The sequence below is a fragment of the Lentibacillus populi genome, from assembly GCA_014642895.1.
GTDB classification, from domain to species: domain Bacteria; phylum Bacillota; class Bacilli; order Bacillales; family Amphibacillaceae; genus Lentibacillus_C; species Lentibacillus_C populi.
This window is the reverse complement of the sequence record BMJD01000002.1, coordinates 206,618-227,724: the sequence shown is the minus strand read 5'-3', so window position 1 is coordinate 227,724 and position 21,107 is coordinate 206,618. Positions and strand designations below refer to the sequence as shown.

Genomic DNA, 21,107 nt, shown 5'->3' with positions numbered 1-21,107 from the left:
TAAACTTTTCCAACCGAACACATATTATGTACTTCTACCTTTTCAACATCTTTCCGTTTAAGTGATACAGAACACATTGATTTATTTTACTATTTGCTACACTGATGGTATTAACTTAAAAATGGGAAGGGTGTTGTATTTGGTAAAGAGAACATTGGCTTTTACTGTGGCAATTCTCACATATATTTTAATTGTTTTCGGAGGTTATGTCGCTTCATCTGAATCGGGAATGGGATGTGGTCCTGATTGGCCGCTATGTAACGGAAAAGTTATTCCCATATTGCAAGGCGATACACTGATCGAATTTGGACATCGGGTTATTGGGGCATTATTATTTATTCTTGCAGTTGTGTTGTATGGCACGATTAAAAAAACGGCTAAACATGAACTTGAAAAGAAAATTGCCAACTGGATGCTGTTATTACTTTCCTTACAGTTGATCATGGGTGCAATCATTGTCTTTTATCATCTGCCATCTTTAATTATTTCTACCCATTTATTGATTGCAATGGTTTTCTTAAGTCTTTTGATCTGGTATTGGAGAAATGAAGAAGGTAATGGGTTTTCTGAAATAGAAACACTACAAGGATATAAAAAGCATTTGAACATCCTCATACTTTTATTATTTTTTACGATGGGGATTGGAGCATATGTAAAACATCAGCATTACGGCTTGGCTTGTGGATGGCTTTCATGCGGAGATTCCATATTACCCGGATCACTTCCCGAACTTTTGCAAACCATCCACCGCTTATCAGCATTCATTTCGGTATGTTACATTTTAGTTATAACTTACATAGTAGTAACTAAAAATATAAAGATTTTAAAATCAAGAATGGTTCTTGCTTTATTTATCATAATCCTGCAAATTATTGTAGGGGTCATCACCATACTTTCATTCATTTCCGTTTCATTCGCAGTATTACATATAGCATTGGCTGCTTTGCTATTTGCCATCATTATAGAAGCCAGAATTAGTTTATCTTATCCTCATAATCTTGATCGTTAATTTCTTAAACGAAGGTATAAGTTTACTTCTTAAGCTGATTATAAGTACAAGTATAAATGAAATAGCTTGGAGGCATACAGCGATGAAAGCAGTCACATACCAAGGTAAAGAATCAATCACAGTGAAAAAAGTTGATGATCCAACAATTCAAGATCCCCAGGATGTCATTGTTAAAATAACATCTACTGCTATTTGCGGATCCGATTTACATCTTTACAAAGGCAATTTTCCACTGCCTATTGGCTACATTATTGGCCATGAACCAATGGGTATAGTCGAAGAAGTAGGATCCGAAGTGACAAAAGTGAAAAAAGGTGATCGTGTTATCATCCCGTTTACGGTTGCCTGTGGCAAGTGCCACTATTGCAATCACCATCAGGAAAGTCAATGTGATAACGCCAACCCTCATTACGACTCCGGAGGCTATTTTGGCTATTCCGAGAAATTTGGCGATTATCCCGGCGGCCAGGCGGAATACCTGCGTGTACCATTTGCAAATTATACACCATTTCTTGTGCCACCAGACTCAGAATTGGATGATGAACAACTATTGTTTTTATCTGACGTACTGCCAACTGCCTATTGGAGTATCGAGCATGCGGGGGTGAAACAAGGTGACACTGTAATCGTCCTGGGATGCGGACCGATAGGCTTAATGGCACAGCAATTTGCCTGGCTTAAAGGAGCAGAACGCGTAATTGCTGTTGACTATTTTGATTACCGGCTTGCGTTTTCCAAAAAAATGAATAACACAGAGATCTTTAACTTTACGAAAGATAAGGACATGGGAGAAACGCTGAAAGAAATAACGAAAGGTGGTGCTGATGTCGTAATCGATTGTGTCGGAATGGACGGCAAAAAGTCGCCACTGGAATTTGTGGAACAGAAACTCAAATTACAAGGGGGCACGTTGGGTGCGATTCAAATTGCGACTAAAGCAGTTAAAAAATATGGGACATTTCAAATAACGGGAGTATATGGTGGTCTTTACAATATGTTCCCATTGGGCCCTTTTTTCTCCAGAAATGTTACGCTAAAAATGGGCCAAGCACCTGCCAGAAGTTATATGAAAAGTTTGTATGGAATGATTGTTGACGGAAAAATCGACCCTACCAGGATCATTACACATAAACTTGATTTAAACGATGCGTCACACGGTTACAAGATTTTTAATAACCGGGAAGATGAATGTATAAAGGTGATTTTAAAGCCATAAGCAAATGATTTTCATTATTACCGCCCACCTACAAGTCCATGATCAAAAGTCACCGAATTGGATCTTAAAGATCGAGGCGTCGTAGCTCCCGATTACCGGGCTTGCAAGAACGTGCTGACTTCTGCTGTTGGCAGTTAACGTGGGCGGTTTGAGCAGAAGATTCCTGGAGTCCCGACACTTATTATTCGGAAACTTTTTGAACATCTCTTAAAGAAGCTGATGTATAATCATTTTGGCTTAGGTTAAACTGTTATAAAAACTGTGATCACATAGTATGATAGGAACCAGGGAGAACATATGGTTGACGTAAGGAATAATCCCCCAAAAAAATCAAATGATAGCAATCAATCTAATTACTCAAGTCGTAATCTGCTGTCAGGTTTCCTGTTCGGCCTAGGTATTGCCGCTTTTATCGATGAGACTGTTTTTCATCAATTACTGCGATGGCATCATTTTTACGATAAGTCCACGACCGATATTGGGCTGATTTCAGATGGCCTGTTCCATGCTTTTAGCTGGTTTGCAACTATCGGGGGATTGTTTATGTTCGCGGATCTTCGCAGGCGAAACGCTTTATGGCTCGCCAGGTGGTGGGGAAGCGTGCTTGTTGGAGCAGGTACGTTCCAGTTATACGACGGGACAATCCAACATAAGCTAATGCGGATCCACCAGATTCGTTATGTAAAAAATGTTCTTATCTATGATATGGTATGGAATACCTTGGCTGTTTTACTGATTATTATCGGCATCTTGCTTATTGTTCGTACAAGACGCGAGCTAAAACAAGTGAAAAGGGATAATCCAAATGAACAATAATCATGATTATCACAGTAATGGACTTCTCTTTGATCTTATTATAGCAATACTTTTTATCGTCATGTTAGTTATTTACATAGGAACCGCCATTGCATCCAGCAATCGGAATCGCCTGAGAAAATGGCCGTTACACCGCTACGTCTTCTGGGTTATCGGTCTTCTTTGCGCTGCCGTTTCCGTGGTTGGCCCCTTAGCTAATCATGCACACGTGGATTTCAAGGCGCACATGATCGGCCATTTACTCTTGGGAATGCTGGCACCGCTCCTATTAGCACTTGCTGCACCTATGACACTTCTCCTGCGAACACTTAAAGTACCTGCAGCACGCCGTCTTTCACGCCTGTTAAAAAGTTATCCGGTACGTATTCTTAATCATCCCATCATTGCATCTATCCTCAATATTGGAGGGCTTTGGATCCTCTATACAACGGACCTGTACATATTGATGCAACAAAACATCTTTTTACATCTGGTGGTACACTTACACGTATTCTTAGCTGGTTATCTTTTTACAGTATCCATGATCTATATTGACCCGATCCCTCACCGATTTAGCTTTATTTACCGTTCTGTTGTCCTCGTGATTGCCTTAGCGGGGCACAGTATCTTGTCCAAGCACATTTATGCCGAACCACCTAATGGCGTATCTACGGCCCAGGCGGAAAGTGGTGGAATGCTAATGTACTATGGTGGAGACGCCATTGACATTATTCTTATTACCATACTTTGTCTACAATGGTTCAGAGCAACCCGACCACGGCCACCATTGGCGATGAGTACGCGAGTTTAACCTTATTATAAAAGGGAGCCACTAGATCAGCTTAAGCAGTCTCAATTTATTTCCAATAGAAACCCCATAGGTAAAGTAAGCAACTGGCTTGATACCAGCTGCCCGTTAGATTGTTATCTGAAAGTACGTGAGATAGGAAAGACTTATTGCAAATGCTCCGGGGGAGTCTGCTGATGCTCGTTGTTTTTAACTTCTGCAAAAATATTTTCTTGATTAAATTGCTGGTTCATCTTAGTTAACTGCTGGGTTAGCTGCTCCAATCGCACCTGATTGGTCATTAAAGATTCAACCGATTGCTGTAACTCACGAATTTCCTTTTTTGTTGCCGGCTGGGCTTCTTGTTTTAAGCTGAAACCGACTTGCCCATTTGGTTCCAGTGTTGCCCATTCCACATCACTGATCTTCATTACGTTCTTCTGTCTCAATTTCATTTCCAGTTGATCTACCGTCATTCTTACCTTTGCCAACGCTTTCTCGTTTAATGTTCCATTTTCGATCAATATTTTTGATTTACCTGTAATCAGTTTTTCTAGACTATCGAATTTTAATTGTCCATACTCCATTACAAGCAGTGTCAAAACAAGTACAGCGCCAACTGTAAAGGTAACCCAAACATTTTTGCTTGTTACTGGCTGGATAAGTAATGTTCCGATTGACACCATGAGCACCGCTTGTGCCAATGTCATCTGGGAAATCGTTTTTTTTCCAGCTATTCTTAACAAAAATGTACCGACAATTACAATTAATGCCGCCTGCCAAATCCAATTGAAATCCACTATGATTGTTCCTCCCTCCAGAAATTTAGATTCCTTAAAATAAATTGCGTTCTTTCCTTTTTTAGGTTGCCTGTCTCATACTTATTTATTCTACATAAAAAAGCAGGTCAACAACGTATGACCCGCTTTTGCTTGCTATCCAATTAATTTTGTTAAATGCTTAAATTCCAGTTCAAGAAACTTATTGTTAATTTTGGCTTTATCGTATTGCCAAAGTGCTGTATCCAATGGGCAGCTTACTGGAACGTCGCACTTTATTTTTGCCAGCTCCTTTGATAAATGCAGCATATCAAGATTAGCTTCAATTTTGTTGCGCACACCTTTTGGCAATTGATCAATATTGGCTAACATATTATCAATCGAGTCATATTCCTGAATCAGTTTTAATGCCGTTTTTTCACCGATACCTTTAACACCTGGATAATTATCCGATGTATCACCCATTAACCCTTTTAACTCAATGACCTGTTTCGGTGCAATCCCGCGTTTTTCATAAAAGTTTCCCACTGTGAATAAATCATAATTACCTTGTCCTTTTTTCATGATCGCCACACTTATTCCCTTATCAACCAGCTGCAGGATATCCTGATCACCAGTTAAAATAATCACATCATGTTCATGGTTAAAGTGCTGAGCCAACGTGCCAATACAATCATCTGCTTCAAAATTCTCTATGCCAACATTCGGCATATCAAACGCCGCAACCACTTCCTTGATCAGATCAAATTGCGGGATTAATTCTTCCGGCGGCTCGCCCCGATTTGCCTTGTAGCCCGCAAATAAATCCGTACGAAATGTTTTTCTTCCCATATCCCAGCAGCAAATCACGTGCGTTGGGGCAAATTTCTCAACTGCGTCAAGAAAATATCGTAAAAATTGATAAATACCGTTTGTCGGTACCCCTTTGCTTGTCTTCATAAAGTTTCCACGGAATGCTGTTGCATAATAACCTCTAAATAATAGTGCCATGCCATCGACAAGTAATATTTTATTTGTCTTTACCATCCTCAACCCTCATTTCCATGTTCAGCCATAATTGCTCGAAGCTCCTGCTGCTTCGCCTTTAATAAATCAATATCGATCATTTCCGACAGCATCGATAAGGCGTCATCAATATATTTGTCAATCGTTTCCAGTGTATCCTGCTGCACTTGTTTCATCATGTCGTTCCATTGTTTCTGATAGGAGGACATCATTTTTTCTTTATTTTCAATCATGTAGTCCTCGGCATAAGGTGTTAACGTCTGATACAGCTCTTCCTTCATTTTCTCTTTTTCATTTTTCACGAAAAACGCTTTCGTTCCTCTAAAGCGACCCAGTATTTTTTGAAAAATCCCTGTATCAAGCTCGGTAAATGCTTGTTCATGCTCGGGGGTTGAAAGATCAACAGCACCCAATTTAGGGAGCAGCAATTTTTCATCGATTTGTTCGGCTTTCCTTTTGAACCCTTGGTAGGCATCATTAGCAAGCGACTTTAGGAAAGCTTCGACTCTTAGTGAAACAGCGCGTAATTCTTGTACTAATTCATATCCCGCATAATCCAGAAGCTCAGCAAGACTCTTAGTCAATTGTTGTGTGGCCTGTTGACCTGATTCTGTTATCGTTGCCGGGTTGAAGAATTCCTTAAACATATCATGAAAGCGAATGCCGAACCGTTCCATGACGTAATACAATTGTTTATCCAGCTTTTGCCTGATCTGTTCTGCATACAAACCAGCATCCATTTCACTCGCCGCTTGTTCCAGCATTTCCCGTTTTGAAAAAAGCTGTATCCGGTATTGTTCTTTTTCCTGTTCATTTAAACTTGCTGATACAATATAATTCGTTATCGATTGATATGCCCGTTTTATATCCAGTAAAGCAGCTTGAATCGATAAAGCAGCCAAATCGTTATGGATAAACTGATAAAATTCCCGCTCGAATTGCTGCATATGATGATCAACAGCTGCCTGTTTTTGTTTCGCCAGCAATGCCTGTTTACTCGAGACCGGAAAAATTCGAGGAAGACGAATACCTAATTGTACTAATTGACTTTCCACATAATCGGTTACTAATTGCAGTTCCTTATCGTCTTTTGCCAAATCGCAGGCGTTAACAATAAAGAACATTTTATCAAGCTGAAATGCATCCTTTACCCGCCCAAGCTGCATGAGAAAGTCTTTATCTGCCCGTGACAATGCATGGTTATAGTAGGTGACGAAAAATACTGCATCCGCATATTTGATATAATCAAATGCAACATTTGTATGTCGTGAATTAACGGAATCCGCCCCAGGTGTATCGACAAGGGTAATTCCTTTTCTCGTCAGCTCGCAATCAAAATAGAGATCAATTGCTTCCACAAAACATGCCTTCGTTTCGTCACTGACATAATCTTGAAAGCCGTCCATTGTTATGACAAGCTGATCCCCAATTGCATCCTTACTTTCCTGATAACCGGTCAGCATGGCCTGTAAATAGGATTGATGCATTTGCTTCAGCTCGCTGCTTTGTTGTATGTTATTTGTGTTTACCCACTGAATCAGGTCAGTAAAATCAGCAGCTGCCGGTGAAAAATGCTTCGTAATCGCAAATAAATCAGCATACAATGTATCTTCTGTCTTCATGTGTACGACAACAGTGCCATGAGGATGGTCTTCCGTGACAGGACATATCCGGTTAATTGCTGCCGTTGTTGGATTTGGTGATACTGGTAAAACATTTTCACCAATCAATGCATTGGCAAACGATGATTTTCCGGCGCTAAACGCTCCAAACAGCGCGATTGTATAAGACCGTTCAAGCAACTGCTGCCGTTTTCTTGTTAAGTCAGCAATGATCGACTGAAAACCTGGTAATAAAGTAATCGTTTCAATCGTTTGTCCCATACTTTCGGTAACAGCATCAACGGATTGTGTTTTATCGTTGTGCGGTATAACCTGCTGCCGGACTTCTGGTAACGGTTGCGTGTTATCATCTGGCGCCTGCTTTAAAAGGGTACGTTGTTCGAAACGGGTATTTTTTTCTAAAACGGCCTGATCCAATGAAATGGTAGCATATCGATCTGGATAATGCAGTATATCTTCCAGCTGCTTTTGTTTATCTCGTAACGTCTGTTTCAACTTCGCGATCTCTTCATGCTGCTGAATTGCATTTGTCAACTGTGCCAGTTTCTTTTGATAGTCTGCCAGTTTCCGGTTATTTTCCTTGGCTGCTTGCTTATCAATCGCTTCCCATAATTGCAGCGCCTTACGTTTATATTTTTGTTTTATATCCTGTTTGACCTCGTTTGTGTAATTTAGCACCGCTTGACCATTCACTTTTGCACCGGGGGTAATTAGTCCAATAAGATTCTCTGCTGTATAGTCAACCGAAACCTGCTGGGCTAATTCCAAAAGTCCTTGATCGGTTACCCCGTATCTCTTCAGCAGATCGGTAAATTTATCACGTAATTTCCATTGAATAGCTGCTTCCATCATTTCACGCAATGCATACAAAAAAGTCTGTAAACGGACTTCCCTTTCCGCAGCTGTTTTTTTCTTTGTGCTAAATAGTCCAACCTTAAAATCGTCCTGCTGTGCCTCTAAAAACGCTGCTGCCTTCTCTCGTAATTCGTGCGGCATTAGATAAGCATTGTTTAAGGTCGATTGCAATTCATGATGAAAATCCTCATCCAGCTGCCGATGACTATCTTCTACATCCATTATCTGTTGTTCAAGCGCCTGTTTGTGCAGGTAAATATCATCTTTCTCCCCACCTTGCCCGGGAAAGGATGTCATTTTTGCCGCAAATTCATGATTTAAATAGTGTTTATGCTCATCCATTATTTGCTGAACAGAATGGGCGATTGAAGGTGATTCATCCCGGCCATCCGTCATCAAGGAAAATAAATCCGCTTTTAACTGCTGAAACTGATTATGTGCACTATTTTCAGCTATTAATGATGTATAAAAGATTGCTTGAGGAATGATGTTCCATTGCTGAAACGTTTGTTTTACACTGTTTTCGAACATTTGAAAGGATATTTCCGCTTTGTCATGTTTATCTATCTGATTAATCACCACATAAAACGGAATTCGTTTTTCATGCAATGTATGCAAAAATTGCAGATTCACCTCGGATTGGACGTGATTATAATCCATGACATACACTAGCAGATCAACAAGATGCATCGACGCCTCTGTAATCAAACGATCCGCGTCATCTGCTGCATCAATGCCGGGCGTATCAAAAATGACAGTCCGCTCTGGTACAATAGTTCCGGAAGTGCTTAATTCTATTTTTTTAATGGTATCTTTATCTTTGCAATAGTCTTTAATCGTTTCCATGTCGTACGGTTCTTTATATTCCATTGGGGCCTGATCATGAAAATAGATCCGCGCTACACCTAGACCAGAAGTGATTTTCACAACATTAGCACTTGTTGGGATCGGGCTTTCAGGGAGGATATCTTCCCCTAAAAGGGTATTGATCATCGTTGATTTGCCTGCTGAAAAGTGGCCGGCAAAGCTAACGACAAATTCATCATTTTTCCACTTCTTATATAACTCCAGTATCTTCGTTGCGCTTTCTTGATCTCCATTTGCAAGCATCACTTCATACAGCGCTGTAAGCTCTTCTTTTCCCGCTTGCGGTGGTGAAGTAGTCAATTCCAAGATGCACATTTCCTTTCTTATTTAACAGTTCATATACTTCTATTATACGTTGTTTCACACCCAAATGCTACCGGATCACTAAATGTACGGATATTTCTTTAAACCATAATGACACTTACCTGCATTAAAGAGAAAAACGGCCAGTCTCCCAATATTAAATAGCATTTCAACGATGAACAAATTGCTTATCAATATTGCAATCACTTTATGTAAGTCCGCCTTAAATATCAAAAACCTTCCTTACTACATGCTATACAAATATACAAAATTATCCAGCCCTTTTGCCTAAGCTTTAAAATAAAAGGGCTTCTGCGCGATACAGAAGTCCTAATCATTTCGACTATAATGGAGTTCAAAGGTCACCAAATGATAAGTGGGCGACTTTTGCACACACATATAGTTAAATCAATTTTGTTGAAATAAAACGGATTACATCACCACGGCTGATAACACCTACAACTTTATTGTCATCATCAATAACAGGTATTTTCTTAAAGCGGTGCTTGGAAAAGATCGATGTTGCCGCATCCAAAGTATCATTAGGATGAACCGAATAAATTGGTTTATTTCGCATCAGGTTGCCAATTTTATCATCAACAGCGTAATCCAATTTATGCTGCAGGTCTTCCCTCTCACTGAAAATAACGAGTGCATACATATCATAAACAGTTCTGCCCTTAGGCTGTAAAAAACGAATGACATCACCATCTGTTACCATTCCACATAGTCTATTCTGTTCGTCCACAACCGGGACACCGCCGATTTTATTTTTTACAAGCAGTTCCAGCAATTCTCTTATTGACCTGTCCTTTGTAACGGAAATAACGTCAGTAATCATAAATTCACTAACCTTCATTTTATCACCCCATTATAGGTTTATACATTAAGTATATTTTACCAAATCATGAATTGCCATTCTTACTTGTTGGACTTGGTATGTTTATTTGATGCGATAGAACGGTATTTACCACCAAAAAATAAGACCGGATCCCCTTGCCCCATATTGATTTGGGTTACTTCGGCAATCAAAATCATATGATCCCCTGCCTTAGCCGTATCTTTAACATAACAGGACATTGCTGCAAGTGAATTATCGATAACTGGTATATTATCTAGTTCTATATAAGGTATTTTTTGTCGATCCTTTTCAATCTGTCTGGCAAAAATCATCGCCAATTCCTTTTGATCTTCTGATAAGATACTTAATCCGAATTTTTTCGTGTTTTGCAGCTTATCGTACATAGAAGCTTTTTCATCAATGGAGATAGCAATTAGCTTAGGATCCAGTGAAACGGACATAAATGCGTTTACTGTCATCCCGATAATCTCGTCATTATAGTTTGTTGTTACAATTGTGATACCGGTTGCAAACTTCCCCATAGCATCACGAAAAAACCGACTATCCATTATGGAATTCCCCCACCTTCCTCCTAATTCACTCAAAACAAGGATATCACCAATAAAAGAAAAATAGAAAAAAGATGCTTTACTTTACATAATATTATTATCATAAACTAGATTATGTTTTTGCGGAGATAATCAAGACGGTTCAGCGAATTTCTGGCTTGGTTCAGAAACTTTCAAAAATCTTCAGCATTTTCCAGCCCCAGTTCAGCAACTTTCAACCAAACTTCAGCATTCCTCTAAAAACCAATTAAAAACTGCTACAGGCTAATAATGTATCAAGCTAAACAAGGTAAAAAGTCATCATACGAATTAAAACCGTATGATGACCTGCTTTCATAAATTATACCGGGTAAACCCCATGTTTTCTTTCCGTAAATGAGACAGCCTTTGATTCATACATGGCAAAACGTGTTACCAATTCTGAACGCAATCTATCAGGTTCCACGACAGCATCAACAACTAATTCCGAGGCCAACCGGTAAATATCAATATTATCTTTGTATTCATCCTGTTTTTCTTGAATAAATGTTGGGCGCTCCTCTTCCGGAAGTTCGGCAATCTTGTTGGCATATACAGCATTAACAGCTGCCTCCGGTCCCATAACTGCAATTTGGGCAGTCGGCAATGCTAAACAGCAGTCTGGTTCAAATGCCGGTCCGGCCATTGCATATAACCCGGCACCATATGCTTTTCTGACTACAACAGAAATTTTGGGAACAGTTGCTTCGCTCATTGCCGCAAGCATTTTTGCACCGTGGCGGATGATGCCGGCACGTTCCACCTTCGTACCAATCATAAAGCCCGGGATATCCATCAAGAATAATAAGGAAATATTGAATGCATCACATAATTGAATAAATTTTGCCGCTTTATCGGCTGAATCAGGAAACAAAACGCCACCTTTAACTCGTGGCTGATTCGCAATAATACCAACTGATTTTCCATTAATACGGGCAACGCCGGTAATTAGTTCCTTCGCAAATTTCTTTTTAATTTCACAAAAACTGTCTTCATCAATAATGCGATCAATAAAATCGTACATATTAAATGGAGCATTTTGATTTTCCGGAATCAGATCAGAAATTGACTTATCAAATGCTTTCACATCTTTTGCCGTGATAGCTTTTGGTTTTTCTTTGAAATTTGCTGGGAAATAGCTTAAATAGTTGCGGGTATAGGCAATTGCTTCTTTCTCTGTTTTCACCAGGACGTCTCCACAGCCAGAAATCGAGCAATGCATTTTTGCCCCACCCATTTCTTCAAGTGAAACCTTTTCACCAATTACCTTTTCCGCCATCCGTGGTGAACCAAGATACATGGAAGCATTCCCGTCAACCATGATGACAATATCGCAAAATGCTGGTATGTATGCTCCGCCAGCCGCGGATGGACCAAACAACAAACATACTTGCGGTACTCTGCCTGATAATTTAATTTGATTATGAAAAATCCGCCCCGCTCCCCTGCGCCCGGGAAACATCTCGATTTGATCGGTTATCCGGGCACCGGCTGAGTCAACTAGGTATAGCATTGGCATTTCAAGCTTCTCCGCTGTTTCCTGAATGCGAATAATTTTTTCAACGGTGCGCTTCCCCCATGAACCTGCTTTAACCGTTGAATCATTGGCCATTACACAAACAGTCTGGCCGTTTATGCTGCCAATGCCGGTGACAACGCCATCCGATGGCAGCGAATCATCTACACAATTTGCAAAAAATGCATCTTCTATGTCAATGTCCTCGTCAAAAAGTAATTCCAATCGCTTGCGAACAAATAATTTCCCTTTTTCGGCATTTTTTTGATGGTATTTTTCTTTTCCGCCTTGTTTTATTTTCGCTACCCGTTGTTGTAAATCTTCTACATAAGTCATGTTTACAGCCCCCTAACTTATTTTCCGGCATATACGGCTTTTCTTTTTTCTTTAAATGCTGCCAGTCCCTCACTCCTGTCACTAGTTGGAATGGTTTCCCTGTAACATAAATGCTCAATGTTCAGACCTGTTGCAAGATCAGTTTGCAAGCCCAGATTGATAGCTGTTTTCGCTTGTCTTAATGCAATTGGTCCGTTTTGGGCAATCTGTTTGGCAAGTTCGAGTGTATTTTCTCTTAATTTATCTGCAGGGCTGATTTGCTCGACCAGCCCTATATCCAACGCTTCTTTAGCCAAGATTGGTTTTGCTGTAAAAATCAATCGTTTTGCCTGCCCTACTCCGATTAATCTCGTTAACCGTTGTGTTCCCCCTGCACCTGGAATGATAGCAAGTGAGGTTTCGGTTAACCCCATTTTGGCATTCCCGGATGCGATACGGATGTCACAAGCGAGTGCCAGCTCTAATCCTCCGCCAAAAGCAGCACCATTGATCGCGGCGATAACCGGTATCTTTATTTGCTCAACAGCTGTAACCGTGTCCCCAATATAGCGGACCGCTTCGATTGTTTGCCGATCATTCATTCCCTTGCGTTCTTTTAAATCGGCACCTGCACAAAAAGCCTTTTCTCCTGCTGCTGTTATGATAACACAGCGAATTTCATTGTCCTGATTAATGTTGTGAACACATTCATCTAATTCCGCAAGCAGCTGCTTTGACATGGCATTAGCTGCCTCTGGTCGGTTTAACGTTATGATTGTGATATGGTCATCTGTCATTTCATAATGGACAAGTGCGGTCAACCTAAACCCTCCTGACAAAATATTCATGCCAAAATCCAATACCCGCAATACCTGTTCAAAGGAGCACGAGCATTGGTTAAGAAATATAGTTATTCAATAATCGCGATAACGTCTCCTTCGTTAACAAAATCGCCTTCCGCAACTTTTATTTCCTTTACGGTACCTGCCTCTTCACTAGCAATCGGTATTTCCATTTTCATTGATTCCAAGATGACAATATCCTGATCCTCTTCCACACTTTCCCCTTTATTAACTGTAATTTTCCATACACTTCCTGCCATTGATGCTTTCACTTCCTGCATTGTTGTTTCCTCCTTAATTGGTTTTAACCATTGGTAAATAATGTTTTTGTACAAATGCTGTAGTTGTGTTGCCAGCTTTAAATGCTTCATGATCAATTACCGTTTCAAGCATCGGTATGTTCGTTTTAATTCCGTCAATTTTATAGTTTCCCAGCGCGGACTTCAGTACTTCGATTGCCTCAGCTCTTGTTGCTCCGGTCACGATCAGCTTGCCTATCATCGGATCATAGTAAGGGGTTACATCATAATTTGCGGTTACCGCAAGCTCATTTCTTACATTCTCTCCAGCTGGTGCTTCCATCGTTGTAATATGTCCTGGAGAAGGGAAAAAGGATACGGGATCCTCCGCATAAATCCGAACCTCAATTGCGTGCCCATTAATGTTTAATGAGGCCTGATCAATAGTTAATGCTTCCCCATTTGCGATGTTAATCTGCTCCTCCACAATATCCAGCCCGGTAATTTCTTCGGTAATTGCATGTTCTACTTGAATTCTCGTATTCATTTCTAAAAAGTAAAAGTTCTCTTCTTCATCAACAAGAAATTCAATTGTGCCAGCATTTGTGTAACCGATTGCTTTGGCTGCTGTTACAGCTGTTTCCCCCATTTTCATCCGGGTCATTTCGGAGATAAATGGAGATGGTGCTTCCTCGACTACCTTTTGATTTCTGCGCTGAATGGAACACTCCCGTTCAAACAAATGAACGGCATTCCCGTACTCGTCGGCTAAGAGCTGAACCTCGATATGACGCGCGTTTTCCAGCTTTTTCTCCATAAACATCGCCCCATCACCAAAAAAGGTTTCCGCACGTTTGGAATTGCTGGCAAACGCCTTCGTCAATTCTGCATCAGATTCGACAACTTGCATTCCGATTCCGCCACCGCCTGCAGATGCTTTCAACATGATTGGATAGCCAATTTCTTTAGCGATTGCGAGTGCCTCATCAGCACTTTCGACTGCACCATCTGTTCCGGGAACAACCGGGACACCTGCTGCCTGCATTGTTTTCCTTGCTTCAATTTTACTTCCCATTTTTTTCATGATAGCACCGCGTGGACCGATAAACGTTAACCCAGCCTCCTGACACTTCTCGGCAAACACAGCATTTTCACTCAAAAACCCATAGCCGGGATGAATTGCATCCGCATTCGCTTCCTTTGCGATTTGGATTATTTTATCTGCTTTTAAATAGCTTTCATTAACACGCGGCGGGCCAAGTAAATAGCTTTCATCCGCAAGTGCGACAAATGGTGCCTTTTGATCCGCTTCGGAAAAAACAGCAACCGTACGGATGTTTAATTTCTTGCACGTCCGTATCACCCGGGCTGCAATTTCACCGCGATTTGCGATCAATATTTTTTTAATCATAAACTCGCACCCTTCTGTTCAAATTGCTTTGACGCAAGTTCTTTCAATTTATATTTCTGGATTTTTCCACTTGCCGTCATTGGGTAATCATCAACAAATTGAATATATTTCGGGATTTTATGCCTGGAAATATTCCCTTCACAAAACTGCCGTACGTCCTTTTCGGTCAACAGAATACCTTCTTTTAAGACAATCCAGGCCATTACTTCTTCACCATATTTCGCATCAGGCACGCCAATTATTTGCACATCCAGAATATCCGGATGCTGGTAAAGAAATTCTTCTATTTCCCGTGGATAAATATTTTCGCCGCCACGGATAATCATATCTTTCATGCGACCGGTTATTTCTAAATAACCATTTTCATCCATAACGGCAAGATCCCCTGTATGGAGCCAGCCTTCACTATCGATTACAGCATTTGTTGCTGCTTCGTTATTGTAATAACCCTTCATCACATGATACCCTCTCGTGCACAATTCACCAGGCAGCCCCTGCTCCTGCTCCTCGTTTGTTCCTGGTACTGTTATTTTTACTTCAACATTCGGGTGTGCCCTGCCAACCGTACGTGCTTTCAATTCAATTGGATCATCTGTTTTTGTCTGGGTGATTACCGGTGATGATTCGGTTTGGCCATAGGCAATCGTAATTTCGGAGGCTCCCATTTTGGTCATGACATCATTCATTACTTCAATTGGACACGTTGATCCGGCCATGATTCCTGTACGCAAATAGGAAAAATTATATTTGGAAAAATTCGGGTGATTTAATTCGGCAATAAACATTGTTGGAACCCCATGCAACCCGGTACATTTTTCATCTGAAACAGCTTTCATCACTTTTTCTGCATCGAATTGCTCCAATATAACCATTGTTGTTCCCTTGGAAACGGCTGCAAGTACGCCCAACACGCAGCCAAAGCAATGAAAAAAAGGAACCGGAATGCAGAGCCGATCTTCATTTGTCAGTTTCATACAATCAGCAATCTGTTTGCCGTTGTTTACGATATTGTAATGAGTTAACATGACACCCTTGGGAAAACCAGTTGTCCCGGAAGTGTATTGCATATTAATCACATCATCATAGCGTAAGAAATTTTTACGTTCCGCAAGTGTCCCATCACTAACTTCTGCGGCCTTGTTCATTACTTCTTTCCACGTATAGGCGTTTGGATAATCTTGATCACTAATCACAATAATATTTTTCAGGTGGGGAGCCTTTTGCGCCTGGAGATTCCCTTTTTCTGCATCTGTGAACTCAGGACATACCTGTTGCAAAATATCGATGTAGGATGTCCCTTTATAGGATTCTGCCAAAATTAATGTTGTAGATTCGGATTGCTTTAATAGATATTCCAGTTCTTGTGCCTGATAATTCGTGTTGACAGTAACAAGTACTGCCCCCATCTTTCCTGTTGCAAACTGTGCCGTTAGCCATTCCGGTTTATTATCAGCCCAAATGGCCACATTCTCTCCTTTTTTGATCCCTAAAGACATTAGCCCTTTTGCCGCTTGGTCAGCCATTTCATTAAATTCTTTGTATGTTTTTCTTAGGTTCAACTCTGGATAGACAACCGCTTCCTGATCCGGATACAAATTCACTTGTTCTTCTAATAACTCGCCAACCGTCAGATTTAATAAACTCATGAACGTTCTCCTTTCATTCCTTTATTCTAGCATCCTAGTTGTCTAGCGATCACAAGTCGTTGAATCTCGGAAGTTCCTTCGCCAATTTCCAATAGTTTTGCATCCCGCAAATAACGTTCCACTTCATATTCCCGCATGTAACCATAACCGCCAAGGATTTGAATAGCCTGATTCGCCGAGCGGAATGCGGTCTCTGTAGCATATAATTTAGCAAAAGCAGCCTCTTTTGTAAACGGTTTCCCTCGATCTTTTAACCAGGCAGCCTTGTGTACCATATTCCGCGCCAGCTCTACTTCCATTGCCATATCGGCAAGCTTGAACTGGATAGCCTGGAAATTGGAAATGGATTTACCAAATTGTTTTCTTTCCTTGGCATATTCCAGCGCCTTTTCCAGTGAGCCTTGAGCGATCCCCAACCCTAGTGCTCCGATGGAAATTCGGCCGCCGTCAAGGGTATGTAAAAATTGTTTGAAGCCTTTATCCGGATCACCCAGCAGGTTTTTCTTTGGTACGCGAACATGATCCAAAACAATTTCCGCCGTATCCGATCCGCGGACACCCATTTTATCGTAGTTGCTTTTCGTTGTAACACCTTCCGTATCAGTTGGAACAATGATGGCACTTATTATATTTTTGCCCCGTTCATCTTTTCCCGTAACAGCAGTAACAATAATGGTTTTCGCGTAATTTGCATTCGTAATAAAACATTTTTCACCATTGATAATGTAATCATCACCATCAGCCACAGCAGTTGTCTTAGTACCTGCTGCATCCGAACCTGCATTTGGCTCAGTCAGTCCAAAAGATCCTAGAGCACTTCCTGCTGCGAGTGGCTGCAAAAATGTTTCTTTTTGTTCCTCCGTTCCAAAATAATAAATGGGACTGGCGCCTAATGAAACTGCTGCTGCATAGCTTAAGCCGGTGCTGCCGCAGACCCGGCCAATTTCTTCAACAGCAATTGCATAAGAAATCGTGTCGCCACCAGAACCGCCATATTGCTCAGGAAATGGAATACCTAATAACCCTAGTTCCCCCATCTGTTCAAAAATATCTAACGGAAATTTGGCCGTTTTATCAATTTCGATTGCTCGTGGTTTAATAACATTTTCCGCAAAATTACGGACCATTTTTTTAATCATGGCTTGCTCTTTTGTTAGCTCAAAATTCATGTTAAATCCCCCTTGTAACAACAAGACCGACTGGTTGGTCTGTTCGTGTAGTAAAAAAATGAAAGTGGACACTTCCAGTTAATAAAAACGCTTTCATTTATTTGTTAGTATATAATTTTCCCGGTAAGTTCTCCCCCCTGATAGAACGGAATGCAAGATTAAATCCACAAAAATATCACCGATTTCATCAATCGTCTTTGTACCTGATTGATTGTACCATTTGTATGTCCAGTTGACCATTCCCAATATCGCCATTCCGGTAATGTCTACGGACAGATCCTCACGAAACTCACCACATGCCTTGCCTTCGCGGATTGTCTCTAATATTATGTGCTTAAATTGGTCACGCTTCCTTTTTATCAGTACTTCATATTGTGATTTTAAATAGATTGTTTCCTGATAAAAAACAGCAATATGCGGTTTGTATAAATCAAATACTTTAACAAATTCCTTAATAATTGCCCGCAGTTTTTCAGTGGGTGATACAAACGTTTCATTTGCGATTGTTGCTTTTTCTAACGCGTACGTGATAAATGTGTCATGGATAACAAACAATAATTCGTCCTTTGATGTAAAATGATGATAAAAGCCGCCTTTGGAGGCGCCCGCTTTTTCAACGATTTCATTGACAGTTACGCCATGATAACCATGCTTTTCAAACAGCAATAGTGATGCCTGAACGATTTTGCTTCTTAAATCAGACATAGGACCCCCTTCTTTGGAAAATATGTAATTTAACCTTATCATATTTTTCAGAGTATATGAAGTATTTTTTGAAAAAGTCTATTTTTACGATTTAACAAGATGAGGAGTGTAATAGTCAGCCGGGACGAACCCGGCAACTGTTTTATTCTTCCTGTTCAGTAAATGGTTGCTGATAGTCAGCGTCTTTCCATGCTTCCGTAACCTCACCCTGGGTATCGGTATCAATGATAAACGACCCATTACTATACCGGTCGCTGGCCGATAATTCTAGCGGGTACAAACTGTATATTTCTCCTGTACTCGTTTTAAAGCAAATTGTATCATTCTCGTTTATGGCGAATGCCCCACGGACCCGATGTGCTTTATGTTTGAGCTCCCGGAGCATAACCAGCCCGCGTTTTGCCCGACCAGTTTTTTCAAATTCATTTAATTTCATGCGCTTGCAAGCTCCGCGATGGGTTACCAGGACAATTGATGGTTCAGCTAAATCATCAAACACTTGTCCACTTACAACGTATTCATCTTTTTTCAGTTGAATCGCCTTTACACCTGCTGCACGCTGCCCAACAGGCGACACATCTGACTCGTGATACCATAATCCATATCCTTTATTGGACGTGATAAAAATATCGGAATGTCCAGCTGTCTGATAAACATTAACAAGCTCATCATCATTTTTTAAGTTAAGCGCTACTAATGCTTTTGAATAGCGCTGTGCTTCATATAACGGCAGTTCACTCTTTTTCACCATACCATTTTTTGTAAAAAAGACAAGATAGCGGTCACTTGAAAATTCCCTGACAGGGATACATTGAATAATCCGCTCGTCATTATTAATGGCAACAATATTCGATATGTGTTGGCCAATGTCCTTCCATCTGATATCAGGAAGTTCGTGAACCGGGAGATAAATATATTTCCCTTTATTCGTAAACAGCAATAGTTTATCTGTCGTATTCAGTTCAATTAAACCTACTAAATGATCCTCCTCTTTTATCGCAAAATCTTCCCCATTCGATGCTCCATATGACCTGAGGCTTGTTCGTTTGATATAACCATCCTTTGACACGGAAACGAGGACATCTTCACTTGCGACCATTACTTCGATGTTAATCTTTAATTCTTCAATTTCATCCTCAATAATCGTCCGCCGCTTATCAGCATACGTTTTTTTCAATTGTTTTAAATCGGTTTTAATCGTCTGCAGCAGTTTTTTTTCACTAGCTAAAATGGCTTCCAATTCCGTAATTTTTTTGCGCAGTCCATCTGCTTCTTTTTCAAGTGCCGTAATATCGGTATTGGTCAGCCGGTATAATTGCAACGTTACGATTGCTTCGGCCTGCGCCTCGGAGAATCCATATGCTGCTATAATACGTTTTTTGGCGTCTCCTTTGTCTTTGGATGCGCGAATGGTTGCAATTAATTCATCCAAAATAGAAATTGCCTTGATTAATCCTTCGACAATATGCGCACGTTCATTTGCCTTTCTCAGTGTAAAGGTTGTTTGCCTTGTTACTACTTCTTTCTGATGGGTGATATAGGCATCAAGCATTTGTGGTAATGACAATAACTTCGGTGCTTTATCCTGGATAGCTACCATATTGAAATGGTATGTAACTTGCAAGTCGGTGTTTTTGTACAAGTATTTTAAGACACCTTCACTTTTGGCGTCTTTCTTCAGCTCAATTACAATTCTTAATCCGGTACGATCTGTTTCATCACGGACTTCAGCTATCCCTTCTACTTTCCGGTCGATTCGCAGCTCATCAATTTTTTTGACCATAGTAGCTTTGTTGACTTCGTACGGGATTTCATTAATGATGATTTGTTCCCGATTGCCACGAATCGTTTCTACCTCGGCTTTACCCCGAACGATAATCTTTCCTTTACCGGTTTCATATGCTTTCCGGATACCATCAATACCCTGAATAATCCCGCCGGTTGGAAAATCAGGTCCTTTTATGACATCCATTAATTCATCTATAGTCACAGCAGGTTTGTCGATTTTTTTAATAACCGCATCGATAACCTCTCCCAAGTTATGTGGCGGGATATCTGTTGCATACCCCGATGAAATCCCTGTTGACCCGTTCACAAGCAGATTGGGAAACTTGGCAGGTAATACGACTGGTTCATTTATCGTATCATCAAAGTTCGGCATAAAATCGACCGTTTCTTTGTCAATATCACGCAGCAGCTCTGATGCAATACTGGAGAGTCTTGCCTCCGTATACCGCATTGCCGCTGGAGGATCCCCATCAATACTGCCATTGTTGCCATGCATTTCCACCAACACATTACGTACCTTCCACTCCTGGCTTAACCGGACCATCGCTTCGTAAACAGGTGAGTCACCATGTGGATGATAATTTCCAATTACCGTACCAACTGTTTTGGCGGATTTACGATAATTTTTATCATGGGTGTTTTTTTCTTCATGCATGGCATATAAAATTCTTCGTTGTACTGGTTTTAGGCCATCTCGCGCATCAGGTAATGCTCTGTCCTGAATAATATATTTACTATACCTTCCAAATCGGTCACCAATAACTTCTTCAAGTGGAAGATCCAAATATTTCTCTGGTTGTGCCAAACCAA

Annotated in this window: 17 protein-coding genes; 4 read left to right on the top strand and 13 right to left on the bottom strand. The window is 40.6% G+C overall.

Annotated features, from left to right (window positions below; genetic code table 11):
• Positions 1 to 139: 139 nt before the first annotated feature.
• The 4 genes from IEX12_RS02955 to IEX12_RS02940 all read left to right on the top strand — a co-directional run bounded on the left by IEX12_RS02955 (position 140) and on the right by IEX12_RS02940 (position 3,831).
• Positions 140 to 1,009, top strand: a complete 870-nt coding sequence (locus tag IEX12_RS02955; RefSeq protein ID WP_188724630.1) for a COX15/CtaA family protein — start codon at positions 140 to 142, stop codon at positions 1,007 to 1,009.
• 82 nt (positions 1,010 to 1,091) lie between these two features.
• Complete coding sequence (locus IEX12_RS02950) at positions 1,092 to 2,225, top strand: zinc-dependent alcohol dehydrogenase (RefSeq protein ID WP_188724629.1); 1,134 nt, start codon at positions 1,092 to 1,094, stop codon at positions 2,223 to 2,225.
• 297 nt (positions 2,226 to 2,522) lie between these two features.
• Entirely contained in the window at positions 2,523 to 3,041 is a 519-nt protein-coding gene (locus IEX12_RS02945) for a DUF2243 domain-containing protein (RefSeq protein ID WP_088050321.1), read from the top strand.
• Entirely contained in the window at positions 3,031 to 3,831 is an 801-nt protein-coding gene (locus IEX12_RS02940) for a cytochrome c oxidase assembly protein (RefSeq protein ID WP_188724628.1), read from the top strand. Before IEX12_RS02945 ends, IEX12_RS02940 begins: the two co-directional genes overlap by 11 nt.
• 143 nt (positions 3,832 to 3,974) lie before the next feature.
• Here the strand turns inward: IEX12_RS02940 and IEX12_RS02935 are convergent, their stop codons facing one another.
• From IEX12_RS02935 to parC, 13 genes are all read right to left on the bottom strand, one after another.
• Positions 3,975 to 4,607, bottom strand: a complete 633-nt coding sequence (locus tag IEX12_RS02935) for a DUF421 domain-containing protein (protein WP_188724627.1) — start codon at positions 4,605 to 4,607, stop codon at positions 3,975 to 3,977.
• 135 nt (positions 4,608 to 4,742) lie between these two features.
• Positions 4,743 to 5,612 carry a 5'-3' exonuclease gene (locus IEX12_RS02930; RefSeq protein WP_188724626.1) on the bottom strand — a complete coding sequence of 290 codons (870 nt, stop codon included), beginning with the start codon at positions 5,610 to 5,612 and terminating at the stop codon, positions 4,743 to 4,745.
• Positions 5,613 to 5,614: 2 nt separating this feature from the next.
• Positions 5,615 to 9,241, bottom strand: a complete 3,627-nt coding sequence (locus IEX12_RS02925; protein ID WP_188724625.1) for a dynamin family protein — start codon at positions 9,239 to 9,241, stop codon at positions 5,615 to 5,617.
• A 400-nt stretch (positions 9,242 to 9,641) separates the two neighbouring features.
• Positions 9,642 to 10,097, bottom strand: a complete 456-nt coding sequence (locus tag IEX12_RS02920) for a CBS domain-containing protein (RefSeq protein WP_088050316.1) — start codon at positions 10,095 to 10,097, stop codon at positions 9,642 to 9,644.
• Positions 10,098 to 10,159: 62 nt separating this feature from the next.
• Entirely contained in the window at positions 10,160 to 10,648 is a 489-nt protein-coding gene (locus IEX12_RS02915; protein ID WP_102415217.1) for a flavin reductase family protein, read from the bottom strand.
• A gap of 340 nt (positions 10,649 to 10,988) precedes the next feature.
• Positions 10,989 to 12,518, bottom strand: a complete 1,530-nt coding sequence (locus IEX12_RS02910; protein ID WP_088050314.1) for an acyl-CoA carboxylase subunit beta — start codon at positions 12,516 to 12,518, stop codon at positions 10,989 to 10,991.
• Between the two features lie 17 nt (positions 12,519 to 12,535).
• On the bottom strand, positions 12,536 to 13,318 hold the full coding sequence (locus IEX12_RS02905) for an enoyl-CoA hydratase (RefSeq protein ID WP_088050313.1): 783 nt from the start codon (positions 13,316 to 13,318) through the stop codon (positions 12,536 to 12,538).
• An 89-nt stretch (positions 13,319 to 13,407) separates the two neighbouring features.
• Positions 13,408 to 13,620 (bottom strand): acetyl-CoA carboxylase biotin carboxyl carrier protein subunit, encoded by a 213-nt coding sequence (locus IEX12_RS02900; RefSeq protein ID WP_088050312.1) that lies wholly within the window; start codon positions 13,618 to 13,620, stop codon positions 13,408 to 13,410.
• A 13-nt stretch (positions 13,621 to 13,633) separates the two neighbouring features.
• On the bottom strand, positions 13,634 to 14,989 hold the full coding sequence (locus IEX12_RS02895) for an acetyl-CoA carboxylase biotin carboxylase subunit (RefSeq protein ID WP_088050311.1): 1,356 nt from the start codon (positions 14,987 to 14,989) through the stop codon (positions 13,634 to 13,636).
• Positions 14,986 to 16,635: an AMP-binding protein gene (locus tag IEX12_RS02890; RefSeq protein ID WP_088050310.1), complete on the bottom strand. Its 1,650-nt coding sequence runs from the start codon at positions 16,633 to 16,635 to the stop codon at positions 14,986 to 14,988. The genes IEX12_RS02895 and IEX12_RS02890 overlap by 4 nt, the downstream gene beginning before the upstream one ends.
• Before the next feature lie 26 nt (positions 16,636 to 16,661).
• Positions 16,662 to 17,804 carry an acyl-CoA dehydrogenase family protein gene (locus tag IEX12_RS02885; RefSeq protein WP_088050309.1) on the bottom strand — a complete coding sequence of 381 codons (1,143 nt, stop codon included), beginning with the start codon at positions 17,802 to 17,804 and terminating at the stop codon, positions 16,662 to 16,664.
• 93 nt (positions 17,805 to 17,897) lie between these two features.
• Entirely contained in the window at positions 17,898 to 18,509 is a 612-nt protein-coding gene (locus IEX12_RS02880; protein ID WP_188724624.1) for a TetR/AcrR family transcriptional regulator, read from the bottom strand.
• A gap of 142 nt (positions 18,510 to 18,651) precedes the next feature.
• Positions 18,652 to 21,102 carry a DNA topoisomerase IV subunit A gene (gene parC, locus IEX12_RS02875; protein WP_088050307.1) on the bottom strand — a complete coding sequence of 817 codons (2,451 nt, stop codon included), beginning with the start codon at positions 21,100 to 21,102 and terminating at the stop codon, positions 18,652 to 18,654.
• Between the last annotated feature and the right edge of the window lie 5 nt (positions 21,103 to 21,107).